Here is a 16,611-nt window from a genome sequence, read left to right as displayed (position 1 = left end):
ACAGCGCGCTGCTAGCCTCTGCTCTCGTTCGAGGGAGGACCGCAATTGACCACAGCTCCGCTGACGCCGCTCAACCGCCTGCGCAAGGCGTGGCGCGACAAGCGCCCGACCTTCGGCGCGATCGCGACCATTCCGAGCATCCAGACCGTGCAGATCATGGCGCAGTCGCTGGACTGGATCATTATCGACCTTGAGCACGGCCCGATCGATCTCGGCACCGCGCATGCGATGATCGTGGCGACATCCGGCACGCCGTGCGTGCCGATGGTGCGGATCGCCGCCAACGAGCCGCACCTCGCCAAGGCGCCGATGGACATCGGCGCGCTCGGCATCAATTTTCCGATGATCTGCAATCGCGGCGACGCCGAGAAGGCGGTGCGCAGCGTGCGCTATCCGCCGAAGGGCGACCGGCTCTGGGGCCCGTTCCATGCACCGTTCCGCTGGGGTGTCTCGATGAACGACTACATGGCGACCGCCGACGACGACATGATCTGCATGATCACGATCGAGCATGTCGATGCCGTCAACCGGATCGACGAGATCATGGCGACCCCAGGCATCGACCTCGCGGTGATCGGCCCCGGTGATCTCGCCACCTCGATCAACAAACGTGGCCTGCCGGACGATCCCGAAGTGGTCGCGCTGATGCAGCGCGCCGAGGACGGCATCATGAAGAGCGGCGTGCCGATCGGCGGCGTCGCGCGCACCGCCGAGCAGGCCAATGCGATGATCGATCGCGGCTACCTCGCGCTGGCGCTCGGCTTCGACTGGTCGCTGTTCCAGCGCGGCATCGCAACGGCATTCGCGGGGATCAGGCGCTGAGCGTGAGGGCGGCAGCGCAAACGCATTGACACGCTCGTTCGTCGTCGGCGACGGCATCCGTACCCGAGCGGAAACCCTTCAATCAAATGGGAGAAAAGCGTCGCTTACGATGAGCGGATAACGACGCGCAACACGCCGAGACTATCAATCACTGTCCGATTTTGCATAGTCGATGCCACGAGGCTTCTGATAATCATGTCAAGCCTGATCAGTACAATCTAGGGCGACAGTATGGACAGCGCCGGAGAAGAAAATGTCACTGATTATTCGTGTCCTGGCTTTAAGTCTCACCGTAATTCTCGGTCTCGTCACCTTTGGCGGAGGTCGGAGTGAGGCGTACTATAGAGCAGGCGCTGCGGGATGTGGGCCAAGAGGTTGCGCTGCAGCTCGCTGCGGGCCACGGGGATGTGCGGCGGTTGGAGTTGGCCGGTATGGATACCGCAGAGGAGCCGTTGGAGTGCGTCGATACTGACAGGCGCGCGGTCGGGGTTATCTATCAAGCGAGACATGGACGGGTGCACACCTCGAAGCTCCTCTCGCGAAGTGGTAGAGACGGCGCTGGTCCATGAGATCGAACCCTTCGGTGTTCTTCTCTATGGCGCGCAGCATCGGCGCATCGACGGGTGACGCGACGCGGGCTAATGTCCGCTTTGGGCCCAGGCCTTGGCTAAACAACGTGTCAGCCTGGCGTAACCTCTGCCGCGCCAACGACGCAAGCCTGCGCTGTTAGACGAACGGACTTATCCGAACGTCGCAAGCCCACATCACACTTCGCCCGCTTTCCGCCGCGATTCCGCGCTGCTAGAGTTTCGCGCCTTGGGAGGAAAATGCATGTTCAGGAAATTGCTGCTTGGTCTCACCGTGATTGCCTTTGCCGGTGCCGGCGCTGCCTTTGCGCAGCAGAGCGGCATCAAGCGGACGCCGCTGCAGAAGGTCGATTTCCCGGCGGGCTACAACACGGTGACGGCGATTGCCGAGGTTCCAGCCGGGGGTGCGTCGGGTCGTCACACCCATCCGGGCGCCGAAACCGGCTATGTGCTCGAAGGCGAGCTGGAGCTTCTGATCGACGGCAAGCCGCCGTTGAAGCTGAAAGCTGGCGATTCCTACCAGATTCCGGAAGGTGCGGTGCACGACGCCAAGACGTCCGGCGACAAGCCGCTCAGGGTGCTGGGGGTCTATGTGGTCAAGGCCGGCGAGCCCCTGGCCAAGCCGGCACCGTGAGCCGAACCCGTTGGCGTCAGATCAGTTGGTTCATGCTGGCTTCAGGTGCGGCGAGCAACAATTCGGGCTCGCCGGGCGTTGGATTTTTTGCCTGATTGCAGGGATATGAACTGGACAGATGCGCGGTAAATTTCGTCGGATTTCATTGCCGCGCCGTCTCGTCGCCGATCTGATGTACGCATCGTCGGGCGTGCCGTTCGTCTCCTTGACGCGCTCGCTGAACGTTCGCGCGGTGGTCGAAGCCCGCGCACGCGCGGCGCAGGCGCCGGGCTGGGCCGCCATCTTCGTCAAGGCATTCGCGCTCATCGCCAAGACCGAGCCCACCCTGCGTACGCTGCACGCCAAATGGCCGTGGCCCTGCCTCTACGAGTTGCCGCGCAGCGTCGGCATGGTGGCCATTGCGCGCGTCGAGAAGGGCGAGGATTGCGTGCTGTTCGAGCGCGTCTGCGCGGCCGACGAGATGGCGCTTGGCGACGTCGACGCGCTGATCCGGCGCGCCAAGACCGCGCCGCTGCATGAGATCCCCTCGTTCCGCAAGATCCTCTGTGTGACGCGCCTGCCGTTTCCGCTGCGCCGCCTGGCATGGGCGATCGGGATGAATTGCGGCCGGCAGCGCGCCAATTTCTGCGGCAGCTTCGGCGTGACCTCGGTCGCGGCCTATGGCCCGGGCGAGTTGCACGCGCTGAGCCCGGGGCCATTCCTGCTGAGCTATGGCGTGATCAAGCCGGATCACACCGTCGATGTGGTGCTGCGCTGGGACCATCTGGTTTGCGACGCCGCCCTGATCGCCCGGACCCTGACCCGACTCGAACAGGTGCTCGGCGGCGAAATCGCCGCGGAACTGGGTGCGATCCGGCCGCAAGCCGAGGCCCGGCCGGTCCGGGCGGCCGGAACCCGGCTCTGAGCGGCGAAACCGGCCGGTTTTGGCGCCGATTCGACCCAAATCGTCCCGTGTTTTGTTTGACAGGGCCGGACTTTCTCCTTAAGACCACCCTTGCTCGCGGGCCGGTTTCGGCCCGCGATGCGTTTCGCGACCCGTGGTTCTCCCCGAGCTTTCGAGGCGGACCTGTCGGTACGGGCCTTTTGGCCGGTACACAGGAGGGCGCGTCTCCTCAAACCCTAGACTGACAAAACGCCGGGCGCTGGATGGCGACGGCTACACAAAGAGGACGCGATGACAAAGCGCAGTGAGGCGAAGTACAAGATCGATCGCCGCATGGGCCAGAATATCTGGGGCCGCCCGAAGAGCCCCGTGAACCGCCGCGAATACGGCCCCGGCCAGCACGGCCAGCGCCGCAAGGGCAAGCTCTCCGACTTCGGCGTGCAGCTCCGCGCCAAGCAGAAGCTCAAGGGCTACTACGCCAACATTTCCGAGCGCCAGTTCCACGGCATCTACGTCGAAGCCAGCCGCCTGAAGGGCGACACCGGCGAGAACCTGATCGGCCTGCTCGAGCGCCGTCTCGACACCGTGGTCTATCGCGCCAAGTTCGTCGCCACGATGTTCGCCGCGCGCCAGTTCATCAACCACGGCCACGTCAAGGTGAACGGCCGCAAGGTCAACATCGGCAGCTACAAGCTGAAGGTCGGCGACACCATCGAGGTCAAGGAATCCTCCAAGCAGCTGACCCCGGTGCTGGAAGCCGCCCAGCTGCCCGAGCGCGACCTGCCCGACTTCCTCGAGGTCGATCACGGCAAGATGACCGCGAAGTTCGTCCGCATCCCGGCGCTCGGCGACGTGCCGTTCCCGGTGCAGATGGAGCCGCATCTGATCGTCGAATTCTATTCGCGCTGATCACAGCACGCATGCGAGATCCGAAAGGCCCCGGTTTTGCCGGGGCCTTTTGTTTGGCCGCAAGACGATTACTCTTATATTCTCGGCTTGGCACATGGCTGCCCGTGGAGGTTCTCGCGGATGACCAGGTTACTTAAACAGGCGTTCGACACGGTCTCAAATTTGTCCGACACGGAGCAGGACGAACTCGCGCATATCATGCTGCAGCTTGCCGGTGTCGACCAACCACCGCTCCAGCTCACGCCGGAAGAAGACGCCGATCTGGCCGAAGCTGACGCCGAGATTGCACGCGGCGAGTTGGCGACGACGGACGAAGTTCATGCGATGTGGACGAAGCACGGACTGTGAACGTCCGTTATACGCGAAACGCGCTTGCTCAACTTGATCGAGCGCTCTCCTATGTCGAAGCACGATCGCCTCAAGGGCGGCCCATGTTCGCGACCGCATCCTTGCGCTCATCACGCTGCTGCAAGAGCAGCCTCGTGCGGGGCGCGTGACGAGCCGTCCAGGCGTCCGCCGGCTTTCGGCCACGCCATATCCCTACCTGATCGACTATCGTGTGACGCCGACCGAGATTATCATTATGCGGTTTCGTCACGCTGCCCGGAGGCCTATACGCTAGCGGCAAATCCGCAACCCCAATGCGGAGCGATGAGGAATAGCCATGCACTACACCCCTGCCCGGCCCGATCCGAAGGCGCCCGCCGTCCGCATCAATTTGTTGTCGGACACACAGACGAAGCCGACGCCGGCGATGCGCGAGGCGATGGCGATGGCGGAGGTCGGCGACGAGCAGGTCGGTGACGATCCGACCACCAATGAACTCAACGCCCGCGTCGCCGATCTGCTGGGCAAGGAGGCCGCCGTCTTCATGCCGTCGGGCACGATGTGCAACGTCGCGGCGACCTTGGCCTATTGCCGCCCCGGCGACGAGATCCTGGCGCACGCGACCGCGCACATCGTCGCACGCGAGGGCGGTGCGCATGCCGCGCTCGGCGGCTTCCAGATCACGCAGCTGCCTGGCGATGACGGCCAGTTCACGCCGGACACCTTCCGCGCCGCGCTGCATCCGCGCACCCGTTACCAGCCGCCGCAGGTGCTGGTCAGCGTCGAGCAGACTGCCAATATCGGCGGCGGCACGATCTGGAAGAAGGCGGCGCTCGACGAAGTCGTGCGCATCGCCAAGGACCATGGGCTGGTCACCCACATGGACGGGGCACGCTTGCTGAACGCGACCGTCGCGTCGGGCATCTCACCGCGCGACATGACGGCGGGCTGGGATTCCGCCTGGATCGATTTCTCGAAAGGCCTCGGCGCGCCGACCGGCGGCGTGATCGCCGGCACCAGAGCGTTCATCGACGACGTCTGGCGCTGGAAGCAGCGGCTCGGCGGCTCGATGCGGCAATCCGGCGTCTGCGCCGCCGCCTGCATCCACGCGCTCGATCATCATGTCGACCGTCTCGCCGACGATCACGCCAATGCGCGGGCGCTGGCGCGCGGACTGTCGCAGATCAACGGCATCGCGGTGCAGGCGCCGGAGACCAACCTCGTGTTCTTCAAGCCCGACGGCGCCGGGGTCTCCGGGGACAAGATGGTCGCCGAATTGCGCAAACGCGGCGTGACGCTCGCAATGATGGACGGCCGGATCAGGGCCTGCACGCATCTCGACGTCACGGCTGCGATGATCGAGGAAGCAATCGGCCACGTCAGGGACATCGTGCGCGGGGCATAGTTCGCACACCGTCATTGCGAGGAGCGGTAGCGACGAAGCAATCCATCTCTCGGCAAGTGGCGAGATGGATTGCTTCGCTTCGCTCGCAATGACGAGGACAGTCTTGTCTCAGATTACCGCCCCATCGCCCGGTAGATCAGCGTCTTCAGCTCCTGCTGGATCCGGCCGCGCTGGGTCGGCGTCTGCACCATGAAGATCCCGAACAGATCGTCGGCGGGATCGATGAAGAAGAACGTGCCGCCGACCCCGTCCCAGCGATATTCGCCGAGCGGCCAGGACGTGTTCTCCGGCACCGAGGTGCGGACCGCGAAGCCGAGGCCGAAGCCGGAATTCGGCCCCGGGTAGTAGTTCTTGTCGCGCACGACACCGGTTTCGGGACCGATGTGGTCGGACGCCATCAGCGCAATGGTTTCCGGTTTCAAATAGCGCTTCCCGCCATAGCTGCCGCCGTTCAACAGCATCTGCGAGAAGCGCGCATAGTCACCGACGGTGCCGACCATGCCGCCACCGCCGGACTCCCGTCGAAGCGGCTGGCGCGGGTCGCTGACCTCGGCGACCGGACTGATGACGCGATCCTTCGGCATCGGCTCGGCGATCAGCGGCCATTTCGCCCGGTCGGCGACATAGAACGCGGTCTCGTTCATCCCGAGCGGACCGAGCAGCCGCTCCTTCTCGACCTGAAACAGGGATTTTCCTGTTATCACCTCGATGACGCGGCCGAGCACGTCGGTGGAATGGCCGTAATCCCATTGCGTGCCGGGTTGCTCGGCAAGCGGCAGCGCCGTGAGCCGCGCCACGAATTCGGCATTGTCGGGATTGTTGTCGAACAGACCGGCATCGGCGTAGGTCTTGTTGACGACACCGCCGCCATAATAGCCGTAGGGCAGACCTGCCGTGTGGCGCATCAGGTCTTCGATGGTCACAGGACGCTTGAGCGGCTCCAGCGTCATCGTCGCCTTGCTCTCGTCGCCGCGCTTTTCAACACCGACCTTCATGTCGGCAAAGGCCGGAATGTACTTCGACACAGGATCGCTGAGCGCGAGCTTGCCTTCCTCAACCAGCATCATCGCAATGACGGTCGTGATCGGCTTCGACATCGAATAGAGGCGGAAGATGGTATCCGCGCTCATCGAGAGCTCGGTTGCGACGTCGCGAACCCCGAAATTCTCGTAGTAGACCGGCTTGCCGTGCTGCTGCAGCAGCAGGATCGCGCCGGGAATCTTTCCGGTCGCGATCTCGTTCTTGACATAGTCGGAGACCCCGGCGAGGCCTTCCGCCGAGAAGCGGTGCGCGGCCGCCCCCGGCGCGCCGGCCTTGGCAACCGTTGCAACGAGGACGAGCGCGAGCGCCGCGATGAGCGCACGGCACCCACGCATATAAGAGCATGCTCCGATCCGATTGAATTGGATCATGCTCTCATACTTTCTCTTGACGCGTTTTCTCCACGCGAACCGATATCCACTTCGTTCGAAAGCGCTCTAGTTTTCCATGGCTTCATAGACCAGCTGCTTCAGCGTCCGCTGGATGCGCTGGCGCTCGGTCGGCGTCTGCTCCAGCAGGACGAAGAAGAAGTCCTGCTTGCGGTCGATGATGTAATAGCAGCCGCTGGCGCCATCCCATTTCAGTTCGCCGAGATCGCCGGGCGGCGGCGGCTTGGCAGTGCCGGGATCGGTGCGCACCGCGATCCCAAGCCCGAAGCCGAAGCCGTCGCCGGGGAAGTAGAAAAAGTCGCGCTCGACGCCCGAGCCCGGCCCGACACGGTCGGTCGTCAGCTCCTTGAACGTCTCGGGCTTCATGATGGTCTTGCCGTCGAGGGTGCCGCCATTGAGCAGCATCTGCGCGAAGCGCGCATAATCCGCCATGGTCGAGACCATGCCGCCGCTGGCGGACTCCCATTTCTTGACCTTGGTCGGATCGTTGACCCGGCCGACCCGGAAATCGCTGTCGTTCGGCATCGGCTCGGCCATCAGCATCTGCTTCTCGGGATCGGTGACGAAGAAGCCGGTGTCTTTCATCCCGAGCGGGTCGAGCAGCCTTTCGCGCTCGATCGTCGAGAGCTTCTCGCCGGTGGTGATCTCCATCACGCGCGCCAGAATGTCGGTGGAATGGCCGTATTGCCAGAGCGCGCCGGGCTGGTTGTGCAGCGGCAGCTTGGCAATCCGCTCGGCGAATTCGGCGAGATCGAAATCGCCACCGTAGATATTGGCTTCCTTGTAGGTCTTGCGGACCAGGCTATCGCCGTAGAAGCCGTAGGTGATACCCGACGTATGCGTCATCAGATCGAGGATGGTGATCGGCCGCTTCAGCGGCACCAGCTCGAGCGTCTTGGTGCCGTCCTCGGCCTTCTTCTCGACCCCGACCTTCATGTTGGCGAAGGATGGAATGTATTTCGAGACGGGATCGTCCAGCTTGTACTTGCCCTCCTCCAGCAGCTGCATCGAGACCACTGCGGTGATCGACTTGGACATCGAAGCGAGGCGGAAGATGGTCTTGTCCGTGATCGGCACCTTGTTGACCACGTCCTGCACGCCGAAGGCCTCGTGATAGACCGGCTTGCCGTGCTGCTGGATCAGCACGACGGCGCCGGGAATCTTTCCGGTCGCGACCTCGTTCTTGAAGAACTCGCTGATCCTGGCGAGCTTGTCGGGGTTGAAATGCGCGCCCGCCGGAATCTCATAGGTGCCTTCGGTGTGCGAGAACGCCGGCGCTGCCAGCACCACCGCGGCAGCGGCTGCGGCACACGTCGAACGAAATGAATGCATTTGATTTATCCCTCCCCGGATATCACGGGGAAGTGTAGCGGCCGCGTCGTCAGGCACAAGGGCTCCCAAAGGAGGCCAAAGCGGCCTCGTGCAATCCGGCACTGGGGGCGGAGAAGCAGCAGAAGATCACGCGCTCGACGCGGGGGGCAATGGCAAGTGTATCGACGACAGTTTTTACGGCTATCTGGGCTGCCCGATCCGCAGGAAAACGATAAATGCCGGTCGAGATTGCCGGGAAAGCGACCGAGGCAAGGCCATGCTTCTCGCAGAGCTCCATCGAGCGCCGATAGCAGGATGCCAGGAGTTCGTCCTCGTCGAGCTTGCCACCATTCCATACCGGGCCAACCGTATGGATGACGTGTTTGGCGGGCAGCCGATAACCCTTGGTGATCTTGGCTTGGCCTGTCTTGCAGCCGTGAAGCATACGGCACTCGGCGACGAGGTCCGGACCCGCGGCGCGATGGATCGCGCCATCGACGCCGCCGCCCCCGAGCAGCGATGAATTGGCCGCGTTGACGATAGCGTCAACGCGCAGGGTCGTGATGTCGGTAACGATGACTTCGAGCCGCGCCTTACCGATCTGGCGCGCGGTCAAGGTCAGGCAGCCACGTCGACCGGGATGCCCTTGTCGGCAAACAGCTGCTGCAATTCACCGGCCTGGAACATCTCGCGGATGATGTCGCAACCGCCGACGAACTCGCCCTTCACATAGAGCTGCGGAATCGTCGGCCAGTTCGAATAGACCTTGATGCCGTTGCGCAGCTCGGCCGATTCCAGAACGTTGAGGCCTTTGTAGCCGACACCGATGTGGTCGAGGATCTGCACGACCTGACCGGAAAACCCGCACTGCGGGAATTGCGGCGTGCCCTTCATGAACAGCACCACGTCGTTCGACTTCACTTCGTTGTCGATGAATTGCTCGATGCTCATTTTCGCTTCCTTCGGGGGCGGCGCTCTCAGGCCTTAACGGGCCGGCCCGCCCTTCTAACCCGTGACTGACTATATATGTAGCTCAAACCATTGTGCATCCAAAGCAAAATGGCGGAAATCTGGCATGCGGCGGGGGCCGGACGGCACCGCAAAAAGCGCCGGGATTATCTGATGGGCCCAATATCATCGCGGGGGGAGGCTTTTTTCCCGTAACGGAGCCCCTATCTAGGACGAACTGTCCGTCTGGAACCAGATTGCCGAAGCAACGTTCTCTCCCTCGAATCGGAGACCCATGTGACGAAACCAGCCTCTGCCGCGGCCGCCAGGACCGCCGCCACCCCGTCACTGTCCTCCGAATCCGGGTCGCTCGCGCAGCGTCTGGTGGACGCCTATCGCGCGGTCCGCGACGAGACCGAGCGCCGGGCCGCACCGCTGTCGGCGGAGGATCAGCTGATCCAGTCGATGCCGGATGCGAGCCCCGCCAAGTGGCACCGCGCCCATACCACCTGGTTCTTCGAGCAGTTTCTGCTCGGCGAGCACGTCAAGGGCTACACGCCCTTCCACCCGGACTACGCCTATCTGTTCAATTCCTACTACGTCAGCGCCGGCCCCCGCCATGCCCGCCACCAGCGCGGCCATCTGACCCGCCCGACATCAGACGAAGTCACCGCCTACCGCCGCCATGTCGACGCCGAGGTGGTGAAATTCTTCCAGACCGCCGCAACGGACAAGCTCGAGGCACTGGTGCCGCTGGTCGAGGTCGGCCTCAATCACGAGCAGCAGCATCAGGAGCTCATGTACACCGACATCCTGCATGCCTTCGCACAGAACCCGATCCCGCCGGCCTACGATCCGGCATGGCGCTTCCCGGCATCGCAGCGCGGGCCTGAGGAATGGGTGACGCTCAACGAGGGCATCCACACCGTCGGCCATGGCGAAGACAGCTTCCATTTCGACAATGAGAAGCCCGCGCATCGCGCGCTGGTCGGCCCGGTCAAGCTCGCGAAGAACCTCGTCAGCAACGCCGACTGGCTCGCGTTCATCAAGGACGGCGGCTACTCCACCGCCACGCTGTGGCTGATGGACGGCTTCGGCACCGTGAACAACGAGGGCTGGCAGGCGCCCGGCCACTGGCGCGAGATCGACGGTGAATGGAAGATCATGACGCTCGGCGGCCTGCAGCCGATCGATCCGCAGGCTCCGGTTTGCCATGTCAGCTACTACGAAGCCGACGCCTTCGCCCGCTGGGCCGGCAAGCATCTGCCGACCGAGATGGAATGGGAGGTCGCGGCGCGCGCCGGACTGCTCAACGACGCCTATGGCATCGTCTGGCAGTGGACCCGCAGCGCCTATTCGCCCTACCCGGGCTACCGCGCGATCGAAGGCGCGCTCGGAGAATACAACGGCAAGTTCATGGTCAACCAGCTCGTGCTGCGCGGCTCGTCGCTGGCGACCCCTTCCGGTCACAGCCGCGTCACCTACCGCAACTTCTTCTATCCACACCATCGCTGGCAATTCACGGGGTTACGCCTCGCCGACTATGCCTGATTGAGTCCAGTCGACATCGATGACGCGTCGGTAAGCGCGTTCGGGAGAGTATCATGAATGTGCATGCCGCCGCTTTGGCCAAAGCGTATCCGTTCGACGAAGCGACCTCGGCGTTTGCCGGCGACGTGATCGGCGATCTCGCCCGTCACCCGAAACGGCTGTCGCCGAAATATTTCTACGACGCCACCGGCTCGGAGCTGTTCGAGCAGATCACGGTGCTGCCGGAATATTATCCGACGCGCACCGAGCTCGGCATCCTGCGCGACCGCGGCAGCGAGATCGCCGCGATCATTCCGGACGGCGCGGCGCTGGTCGAGTTCGGCGCCGGCGCGACCACCAAGGTGCGCCTGCTGCTAGAAACCAGCGAATTCGCCGCCTATGTGCCGGTCGACATTTCCGGCGATTTCCTCAAGGCCCAGGCCGACGGGTTGCGCCGGGATTTCCCGGGTCTCGGCATCTATCCGGTCGCGGCCGATTTCACCACGCCGTTCGTGCTGCCCGAGGCGGTCGCTGACATGCCGAAGGTCGGCTTCTTCCCGGGCTCGACGCTCGGCAATTTCGAGCCGAGCGAGGCCCTGGCTTTCCTGCGCAGCGCGCGCAAGATCCTCGGCCACGGCGCGCAGATGATCATCGGCGTCGACCTCGAAAAGGACGAGCGCGTGCTGTACGACGCCTATAACGATGCGGCCGGCGTCACCGCGCGCTTCAACCTCAATGTGCTGGTCCGTATCAACCGCGAGCTCGGCGGCAATTTCGACCTGTCGGGCTTCACCCACCGCTCGATCTACAACCGCGATCGCCACCGCATCGAGATGCACCTGATCAGCCGCAAGGCACAGACCGTGCGCATCCTCGGCAACACCTTCGCATTCCGCCCCGGCGAGAGCATTCACACCGAGAACAGCTATAAATACAGCCTCGAGCGCTTCACCGCGCTGGCCCGCAGCGCGGGCTGGACGGTGCGCGACAGCTGGACCGACGCCAACACCATGTTCTCGGTGCACGCGCTGGTCGCGGACTAGTTAGCGCCTAACCAGGATGGGGCAACGATCATGGGCCGGCGTGCGCTGCAGATCGCAACAGTGGTGCTCGCCCTCGTCCCTGTCCTGACCGGCATCATCACCATGCTCGGCGTGAGCGACCCGCTCTACGCCTCGTCGGGCGTTCCGGCGCTGCCGGCACTCGACAGCAATCTGCGCTTCTTCGGCGGGGTCTGGCTCGGCCTCGGCCTCGCTTTGCTTTGGCTGGTGCCGCGGATCGAAAGCGAGGGCGTGCTGTTTCGGGTGGTTTGGGGCGGCATCTTCCTCGGCGGCATCGGCAGGCTGCTGTCGATGGTGATGGTCGGCCTCCCGCCGCTGCCCTTCGTGGGCTTCACCGCGCTCGAAGTGGTCGGCGCACCCCTATTCGTCTATTGGCAGCACCGCGTGGCCACGGCTGGTCGCAGGTAGCGGCCGCGCTATTCTTCCTCTCCGCTCGACCGCAGCGAGATCGATTCCCACGCTGCGACCACGATCATGATCACAGTGGTAACGATCGAGAGCATGAGCGGCGACATCTCGCCGGCGAAATAAGCCGTGATCGCGAGCGCTATGATGCCGACGCCGTGCGACAGCTGCAGGAAGTTGCGGATCACGTATTTGAACAGGATGGTCCCGACCAGGAACAGCGCAGGGCCGCCGACCGAGCTCACGATCGTCTTGAGATCGGAATGGCCGGTCGGATGCTTCAGCACCAGCTCGTCGGCGACCGCGGTGAGGATGATGCCGCCGACGATCGGCATGTGCAGATAGGTGTAGGCGATCCGCGCCACCCGGCCGGATTCCTCCGACCTGGAGATCATGTCCGAGCCGGCTTCGGCGCCCTTGTGGAAATAGATCCACCACATCGCGATGCTGCCGACCAGCGCCGAGATGAACGCTGCGACGTTCTCCGGCGTCCAGGTCAGCTCGGCAAAGGTCGCACCGTCGACCACGATGGCCTCGCCGAGCGCGATGATGATGAAGCCGGCGCAGCGCTCGGCCATGTGGCCGCCCTCGACCGACCAGGCCTCCATCGAGGAAAAGCCGAGTCCTGGGGTCCAGAAGCGCACGGCCGGCGCGACGTATTCGATCGCCAGCGCCGCGATCCAGAGCCACATCCGCGTCTCGTGCTCGGCAAAGCCGCCGAGAATCCAGAGCACGGCCGAGCCGCACAGCCAGGTCAGGATACGGATGGCGTTGTGGCGCACAGCGGTCCGGCGCCGCGGCGTCGCCAGCAGCCAGAATGCCGTGCGGCCGACCTGCATCGCGGCATAGGTCCCGGCAAACCACAGCCCGCGGCCCTCGAAGGCGGTCGGGATCGAGGTCGACAGCAGCAGCCCGCCCAGCATCAGGACGAACAGCAGCAGGCGGACCGGCGTCAGATCGGGATTGAGCCAGTTGGTGACCCAGGTGGTGTAGACCCACACCCACCACACCGCGAGGAAGAGCACCGTGACCTGCACCGCGCCCATCGGGGTGAAGTGGTGCAGCAGCGTATGCGACAGCTGCGTGACGGCGAAGACGAAGACGAGGTCGAAGAACAGCTCGGCATTGGTGACGCGGCTGTGCTGGTTCGGCACGATGACGCGAAACATCGCGCCGCGCGGATTATCTGCCATCGCTTGGGGCCCCGCCCGGTTGCCGGGGACTAGCCTTCCGGCACGCCGGTCTGCAGGGCCAGCGCGTGCAGCACGCCGCCCATCTGGCCCTTCAGCGATTGGTAGACGATCTGATGCTGCTGGACGCGGGACTTGCCGCGGAATGACTCGGAAACGACAGTGGCCGCATAGTGGTCGCCGTCGCCGGCCAGATCACGGATCGTCACCTCGGCATCAGGGATCGCTGCCTTGATCATCGATTCGATATCACGGGCGTCCATCGGCATCCCAGTCCACCTCCGTCAGGTCATTCGAATCAGGGCCGGTTCGGCCAAGGAAATCTAGGATAAAACCCAGGGCAAAACCCAAGATAAAACCCAGCCCCTGAGGTCTTCTAGGTCATCCCGAGGCACACTATATTCCCATTCCCAGCGATTTAAACCTGCATCAATCGGTCACAAGCCATCACGCCGAAATGACCAGAAGAGGCGCAGAATCATGAAGCTCCCCGGCCCCGACCATCCGATCACGATCACGCCCAACGCCAAGCGTATCCGCGTCACCGCCGACGGCGTCGTCATCGCCGACACCACCCATGCGCTGACCCTGAAGGAAGCGAGCTATCCGGCGGTGCAATACGTGCCCCGGCAGGACGCCAACATGGAGCTGTTGACCCGCACCGAGCGGACCACGCATTGCCCCTACAAGGGAGATGCGAGCTATTTCAGCATCAAGGCCAATGGCAAGACGCTGGACAACGCGATCTGGACCTATGAGGAGCCCTTCCCGGCGATGACCGAGATCGCCGGCCACCTCGCCTTCTACCCGGACAAGGTGAAGATCGAGGAAGTCGCCTAGACCGTCTCGCCTGCCGCAAGCGCCGGGCCTCGCCCGGCGCTTCATTGCGTGCTGACCAGCCTGAAGACGGAAAATGCCCGGGCAAGGCCCGGGCATTTCGACGGGAGTGTTCGGCCGGACCGGCGCTAGACCCTGAATATCGTGAGCCCGAGGATCAGCAGCACCAGGAAGATCACGACGAACACGTAGAACAGGAAGCGCGCAATGTCGGCGGAGGCGGCGGAAATGCCGGTGAAGCCGAGCAGGCCCGCGATGATCGAGACGACCAGGAAGATCAACGCCCATTTCAGCAGTGTCATTGCTTGCTCCACAAACCGCGCGCGCCTTGCGCGTCCGCCGATAACGCCAGCTACCGACCCCGGTTCCAGAACGAAACAGATCCACTGAGATGACCGACCTCGACACCACGGAATCGGGACGATTGGGCCTTGCTGAATCGAGTTCCCGATTGCAACATCCGGGTGCAGACTCGGCTGGGGGCACCATGAAATCGATTGCTCACGCGGCTCCGGCCGTCGACGTCCAGGCAGCACCGAAGCTCCACAAGCGCAATGTCGCCCTGGACCGTGCCCGCACCTTCCTGACGCTGGTCGTGCTGCTGCATCACGCGGTGATCCCCTACACCTATTTCGGGCACACCGACCCGACGTCCTGGATCGGCTTCGACTGCATCGTGCTCGCCACCGACAGCTTCTTCATGGCGATGTTCTTCTTCCTGTCGGGCCTGTTCGTGTGGCCCGGGCTCGGCAACAAGCCGTGGCTGATCTTCTTGCGCGACCGGCTGCTGCGGCTTGGCCTGCCCTTCGTGATCTGCGCGTTCACCGTGATTCCGATCGCCTATTACGCGATCGCGCTGCGTGCGACGCCGGAGCTGACCTTCTCCGAATTCTGGCGGAGGACCATGATCTACGGGCCCTGGCCGAGCGGCCCGATCTGGTTCGTCTGGGTTCTGATGACCTTCGACCTGACGGCGAGCGTGCTGTACCGGGTGTCGTCGCGCCTGCTCGAACCGATCAACCGCCTGTCGGTCAAGGGATTTGAACGTCCCTCGAAGTTCTGGCTGTTCCTCGTCGTCGTCAGTGCCGCCTTCTATCTGCCGATGCTGGTCCATTACGGCCAAAACTACTGGTTCGAGCTCGGACCGTTCTCGGTGCAGGCGAGCCGGGTGCTGCTGTATGCGTCCTATTTCTTCATCGGCGCGGGGATCGGCTCGGCCAACTTCGAGAACGGCCTGCTCAGCGCGCACGGACGGCTGACCGAGCGGCGCTGGTTCTGGACCGGCGTCACGCTGGTCCCCTACTGCCTGATGTGGGTGATGATCTACATCAAGCGCGGGATCATCGATAACCCCGACCCGCTGCCGGGCTGGTATCTCGCGTCCTACGGCACCTTCTACGTGCTGTTTAGCGCCTCGATCCTGTTCGCGATCCTGGCCTACTTCCTGCAATCGAAGGCGGCGGGACCGACGCTGCTCGACCGCATGCAGGGTGACGCCTACGGCATGTTCCTGGTGCACTATCCGATCGTGCTGTGGCTGCAATACTGGCTGTTCGACATGGATTTGCCGGCGATCGCCAAGGCCGCGATCGCGTTCTTCGCCACCGTGGCGCTGAGCTGGGCCGCCACCGCCGTGCTGCGCAAGATTCCCGGCTCAAGATACGTGCTCTAATCATGCCGCGATCTCGCCCGGCGCCGCCACGCTTTCGAGCCGTCGGGCGGCCGCGGCGCGGTGGTCGCGGGCGATCAGGATGTAGAAGGTCGGCAACACGAACAGCGTGAACAGCGTGCCGATCAGCATCCCCATCACCACGACGATGCCGATGGCGAAGCGGCTGGCCGCGCCGGCGCCGTCGGCATAGAGCAACGGCGCGAGGCCCGCGACCATCGCCGCCGGGCCCGCGCATCCTGATCACCGCGGCCGAACGCCGACAGCGGCGCAAGCGGCGGGCTTGACGGCAAGTCGCGACCGGCAAGTTGCGCACAACCTGCCATTGGTCACATGCCGCCGGGTGATTCTCGGTTATGCTGGCCGGACTGCTTGACCCCCAGGGAGTCCTGACATGAACGACCCTCAAGTTGGATGGATCGCCGCCATCATCGTCGGCGGATTGGCCGGCTGGCTCGCCGAGATGTTCATGAAGACCGGAACCGGCATCTTCATGAACATCATCCTCGGCATCGTCGGCGCCGCGCTGGCGAACTGGCTGTTGGGTCTGCTCGGCGTATCGCTCGGTGGCGGATGGCTCAGCTATCTCATCGCCGGCTTCATCGGCGCAGTGATTATCATCTTTGCCTGGCGCGCGATCCGCGGCGCCACCTAACGCTTGAT

Annotated in this window: 20 protein-coding genes and 1 pseudogene; 13 read left to right on the top strand and 8 right to left on the bottom strand. The window is 63.8% G+C overall.

Features of this window, described 5'->3' with window-relative positions; all coding sequences use genetic code 11:
* Nucleotides 1-45 precede the first annotated feature (45 nt).
* The 7 genes from XH92_RS18600 (at nucleotide 46) to XH92_RS18570 (ending at nucleotide 5,567) form a co-directional block, all read left to right on the top strand.
* Nucleotides 46-822, top strand: a complete 777-nt coding sequence (locus tag XH92_RS18600; protein WP_194460492.1) for an HpcH/HpaI aldolase/citrate lyase family protein — start codon at nucleotides 46-48, stop codon at nucleotides 820-822.
* An 831-nt stretch (nucleotides 823-1,653) separates the two neighbouring features.
* Nucleotides 1,654-2,043 (top strand): cupin domain-containing protein, encoded by a 390-nt coding sequence (locus XH92_RS18595; RefSeq protein WP_194460491.1) that lies wholly within the window; start codon nucleotides 1,654-1,656, stop codon nucleotides 2,041-2,043.
* Between the two features lie 118 nt (nucleotides 2,044-2,161).
* The gene (locus XH92_RS18590; RefSeq protein ID WP_194460490.1) at nucleotides 2,162-2,947 is read left to right on the top strand and encodes an acyltransferase; all 786 of its coding nucleotides are present in this window, start codon (nucleotides 2,162-2,164) and stop codon (nucleotides 2,945-2,947) included.
* Between the two features lie 270 nt (nucleotides 2,948-3,217).
* Complete coding sequence (gene rpsD, locus XH92_RS18585; protein ID WP_176530327.1) at nucleotides 3,218-3,835, top strand: 30S ribosomal protein S4; 618 nt, start codon at nucleotides 3,218-3,220, stop codon at nucleotides 3,833-3,835.
* 120 nt (nucleotides 3,836-3,955) lie between these two features.
* Nucleotides 3,956-4,183 (top strand): hypothetical protein, encoded by a 228-nt coding sequence (locus XH92_RS18580; protein WP_194460489.1) that lies wholly within the window; start codon nucleotides 3,956-3,958, stop codon nucleotides 4,181-4,183.
* 64 nt (nucleotides 4,184-4,247) lie between these two features.
* Nucleotides 4,248-4,457 (top strand): type II toxin-antitoxin system RelE/ParE family toxin, encoded by a 210-nt coding sequence (locus tag XH92_RS18575; RefSeq protein ID WP_371818084.1) that lies wholly within the window; start codon nucleotides 4,248-4,250, stop codon nucleotides 4,455-4,457.
* 42 nt (nucleotides 4,458-4,499) lie between these two features.
* Nucleotides 4,500-5,567, top strand: coding sequence for a low specificity L-threonine aldolase (locus tag XH92_RS18570; protein ID WP_194460488.1), 1,068 nt, complete (start codon nucleotides 4,500-4,502; stop codon nucleotides 5,565-5,567).
* 113 nt (nucleotides 5,568-5,680) lie between these two features.
* On the opposite strand, the gene XH92_RS18565 is transcribed toward XH92_RS18570, so the two are convergent.
* From XH92_RS18565 to grxD, 4 genes are all read right to left on the bottom strand, one after another.
* A complete protein-coding gene (locus tag XH92_RS18565; RefSeq protein ID WP_194460487.1) occupies nucleotides 5,681-6,943 on the bottom strand; it encodes a serine hydrolase in 1,263 nt (420 codons plus the stop codon).
* 102 nt (nucleotides 6,944-7,045) lie between these two features.
* A complete protein-coding gene (locus XH92_RS18560) occupies nucleotides 7,046-8,329 on the bottom strand; it encodes a serine hydrolase (RefSeq protein WP_194460486.1) in 1,284 nt (427 codons plus the stop codon).
* A gap of 49 nt (nucleotides 8,330-8,378) precedes the next feature.
* Nucleotides 8,379-8,924, bottom strand: coding sequence for an O-acetyl-ADP-ribose deacetylase (locus XH92_RS18555; protein WP_371818049.1), 546 nt, complete (start codon nucleotides 8,922-8,924; stop codon nucleotides 8,379-8,381).
* A 2-nt stretch (nucleotides 8,925-8,926) separates the two neighbouring features.
* Nucleotides 8,927-9,259, bottom strand: a complete 333-nt coding sequence (gene grxD, locus XH92_RS18550; protein WP_016843475.1) for a Grx4 family monothiol glutaredoxin — start codon at nucleotides 9,257-9,259, stop codon at nucleotides 8,927-8,929.
* Between the two features lie 294 nt (nucleotides 9,260-9,553).
* Between grxD and egtB the strand changes: the two genes are divergently transcribed.
* The 3 genes from egtB to XH92_RS18535 are packed head-to-tail and all read left to right on the top strand — an operon-like array spanning nucleotide 9,554 to nucleotide 12,255.
* Nucleotides 9,554-10,807, top strand: a complete 1,254-nt coding sequence (gene egtB, locus XH92_RS18545) for an ergothioneine biosynthesis protein EgtB (protein WP_246788483.1) — start codon at nucleotides 9,554-9,556, stop codon at nucleotides 10,805-10,807.
* A gap of 53 nt (nucleotides 10,808-10,860) precedes the next feature.
* A complete protein-coding gene (gene egtD, locus XH92_RS18540) occupies nucleotides 10,861-11,829 on the top strand; it encodes an L-histidine N(alpha)-methyltransferase (RefSeq protein ID WP_194460485.1) in 969 nt (322 codons plus the stop codon).
* Between the two features lie 30 nt (nucleotides 11,830-11,859).
* Nucleotides 11,860-12,255 (top strand): DUF4345 domain-containing protein, encoded by a 396-nt coding sequence (locus tag XH92_RS18535; RefSeq protein ID WP_194460484.1) that lies wholly within the window; start codon nucleotides 11,860-11,862, stop codon nucleotides 12,253-12,255.
* Between the two features lie 8 nt (nucleotides 12,256-12,263).
* On the opposite strand, the gene XH92_RS18530 is transcribed toward XH92_RS18535, so the two are convergent.
* Both XH92_RS18530 and XH92_RS18525 read right to left on the bottom strand, forming a co-directional pair.
* Complete coding sequence (locus XH92_RS18530) at nucleotides 12,264-13,445, bottom strand: low temperature requirement protein A (protein WP_194460483.1); 1,182 nt, start codon at nucleotides 13,443-13,445, stop codon at nucleotides 12,264-12,266.
* Nucleotides 13,446-13,474: 29 nt separating this feature from the next.
* Nucleotides 13,475-13,711 carry a BolA family protein gene (locus tag XH92_RS18525; protein WP_021077843.1) on the bottom strand — a complete coding sequence of 79 codons (237 nt, stop codon included), beginning with the start codon at nucleotides 13,709-13,711 and terminating at the stop codon, nucleotides 13,475-13,477.
* A 211-nt stretch (nucleotides 13,712-13,922) separates the two neighbouring features.
* Between XH92_RS18525 and XH92_RS18520 the strand changes: the two genes are divergently transcribed.
* Nucleotides 13,923-14,282, top strand: a complete 360-nt coding sequence (locus XH92_RS18520; protein WP_194460482.1) for a DUF427 domain-containing protein — start codon at nucleotides 13,923-13,925, stop codon at nucleotides 14,280-14,282.
* Between the two features lie 125 nt (nucleotides 14,283-14,407).
* Here XH92_RS18520 and XH92_RS18515 read toward each other — a convergent pair whose 3' ends face one another.
* Nucleotides 14,408-14,581 (bottom strand): DUF1328 domain-containing protein, encoded by a 174-nt coding sequence (locus tag XH92_RS18515; RefSeq protein WP_074128140.1) that lies wholly within the window; start codon nucleotides 14,579-14,581, stop codon nucleotides 14,408-14,410.
* 185 nt (nucleotides 14,582-14,766) lie between these two features.
* Here XH92_RS18515 and XH92_RS18510 point away from each other — a divergent pair, with 185 nt between their 5' ends.
* Complete coding sequence (locus XH92_RS18510) at nucleotides 14,767-15,951, top strand: acyltransferase (RefSeq protein ID WP_194460481.1); 1,185 nt, start codon at nucleotides 14,767-14,769, stop codon at nucleotides 15,949-15,951.
* Here the strand turns inward: XH92_RS18510 and XH92_RS18505 are convergent.
* Nucleotides 15,952-16,173, bottom strand: a pseudogene (locus XH92_RS18505) (efflux RND transporter permease subunit); the annotation flags it as partial.
* Between the two features lie 169 nt (nucleotides 16,174-16,342).
* Here XH92_RS18505 and XH92_RS18500 point away from each other — a divergent pair.
* Nucleotides 16,343-16,603 (top strand): GlsB/YeaQ/YmgE family stress response membrane protein, encoded by a 261-nt coding sequence (locus tag XH92_RS18500; RefSeq protein WP_194460480.1) that lies wholly within the window; start codon nucleotides 16,343-16,345, stop codon nucleotides 16,601-16,603.
* Nucleotides 16,604-16,611: the final 8 nt, after the last annotated feature.

This window comes from Bradyrhizobium sp. CCBAU 53421 (genome assembly GCF_015291625.1).
GTDB lineage: Bacteria > Pseudomonadota > Alphaproteobacteria > Rhizobiales > Xanthobacteraceae > Bradyrhizobium.
Note: the sequence above shows the minus strand (reverse complement) of the source record. Positions and strands in the feature narration are given on the sequence as shown.

What these genes read in the sequence shown, in the direction of transcription:
- XH92_RS18595 (WP_194460491.1), top strand. Translation starts at nt 1,654, where the DNA reads ATGTTCAGGAAATTGCTGCTTGGTCTCACCGTGATTGCCTTTGCCGGT.
- XH92_RS18590 (WP_194460490.1), top strand. Translation starts at nt 2,162, where the DNA reads ATGCGCGGTAAATTTCGTCGGATTTCATTGCCGCGCCGTCTCGTCGCC.
- rpsD (WP_176530327.1), top strand. Translation starts at nt 3,218, where the DNA reads ATGACAAAGCGCAGTGAGGCGAAGTACAAGATCGATCGCCGCATGGGC.
- XH92_RS18580 (WP_194460489.1), top strand. Translation starts at nt 3,956, where the DNA reads ATGACCAGGTTACTTAAACAGGCGTTCGACACGGTCTCAAATTTGTCC.
- XH92_RS18570 (WP_194460488.1), top strand. Translation starts at nt 4,500, where the DNA reads ATGCACTACACCCCTGCCCGGCCCGATCCGAAGGCGCCCGCCGTCCGC.
- XH92_RS18565 (WP_194460487.1), bottom strand. Translation starts at nt 6,943, where the DNA reads ATGCGTGGGTGCCGTGCGCTCATCGCGGCGCTCGCGCTCGTCCTCGTT.
- XH92_RS18560 (WP_194460486.1), bottom strand. Translation starts at nt 8,329, where the DNA reads ATGCATTCATTTCGTTCGACGTGTGCCGCAGCCGCTGCCGCGGTGGTG.
- grxD (WP_016843475.1), bottom strand. Translation starts at nt 9,259, where the DNA reads ATGAGCATCGAGCAATTCATCGACAACGAAGTGAAGTCGAACGACGTG.
- egtD (WP_194460485.1), top strand. Translation starts at nt 10,861, where the DNA reads ATGAATGTGCATGCCGCCGCTTTGGCCAAAGCGTATCCGTTCGACGAA.
- XH92_RS18535 (WP_194460484.1), top strand. Translation starts at nt 11,860, where the DNA reads ATGGGCCGGCGTGCGCTGCAGATCGCAACAGTGGTGCTCGCCCTCGTC.
- XH92_RS18530 (WP_194460483.1), bottom strand. Translation starts at nt 13,445, where the DNA reads ATGGCAGATAATCCGCGCGGCGCGATGTTTCGCGTCATCGTGCCGAAC.
- XH92_RS18525 (WP_021077843.1), bottom strand. Translation starts at nt 13,711, where the DNA reads ATGCCGATGGACGCCCGTGATATCGAATCGATGATCAAGGCAGCGATC.
- XH92_RS18520 (WP_194460482.1), top strand. Translation starts at nt 13,923, where the DNA reads ATGAAGCTCCCCGGCCCCGACCATCCGATCACGATCACGCCCAACGCC.
- XH92_RS18515 (WP_074128140.1), bottom strand. Translation starts at nt 14,581, where the DNA reads ATGACACTGCTGAAATGGGCGTTGATCTTCCTGGTCGTCTCGATCATC.
- XH92_RS18510 (WP_194460481.1), top strand. Translation starts at nt 14,767, where the DNA reads ATGAAATCGATTGCTCACGCGGCTCCGGCCGTCGACGTCCAGGCAGCA.
- XH92_RS18500 (WP_194460480.1), top strand. Translation starts at nt 16,343, where the DNA reads ATGAACGACCCTCAAGTTGGATGGATCGCCGCCATCATCGTCGGCGGA.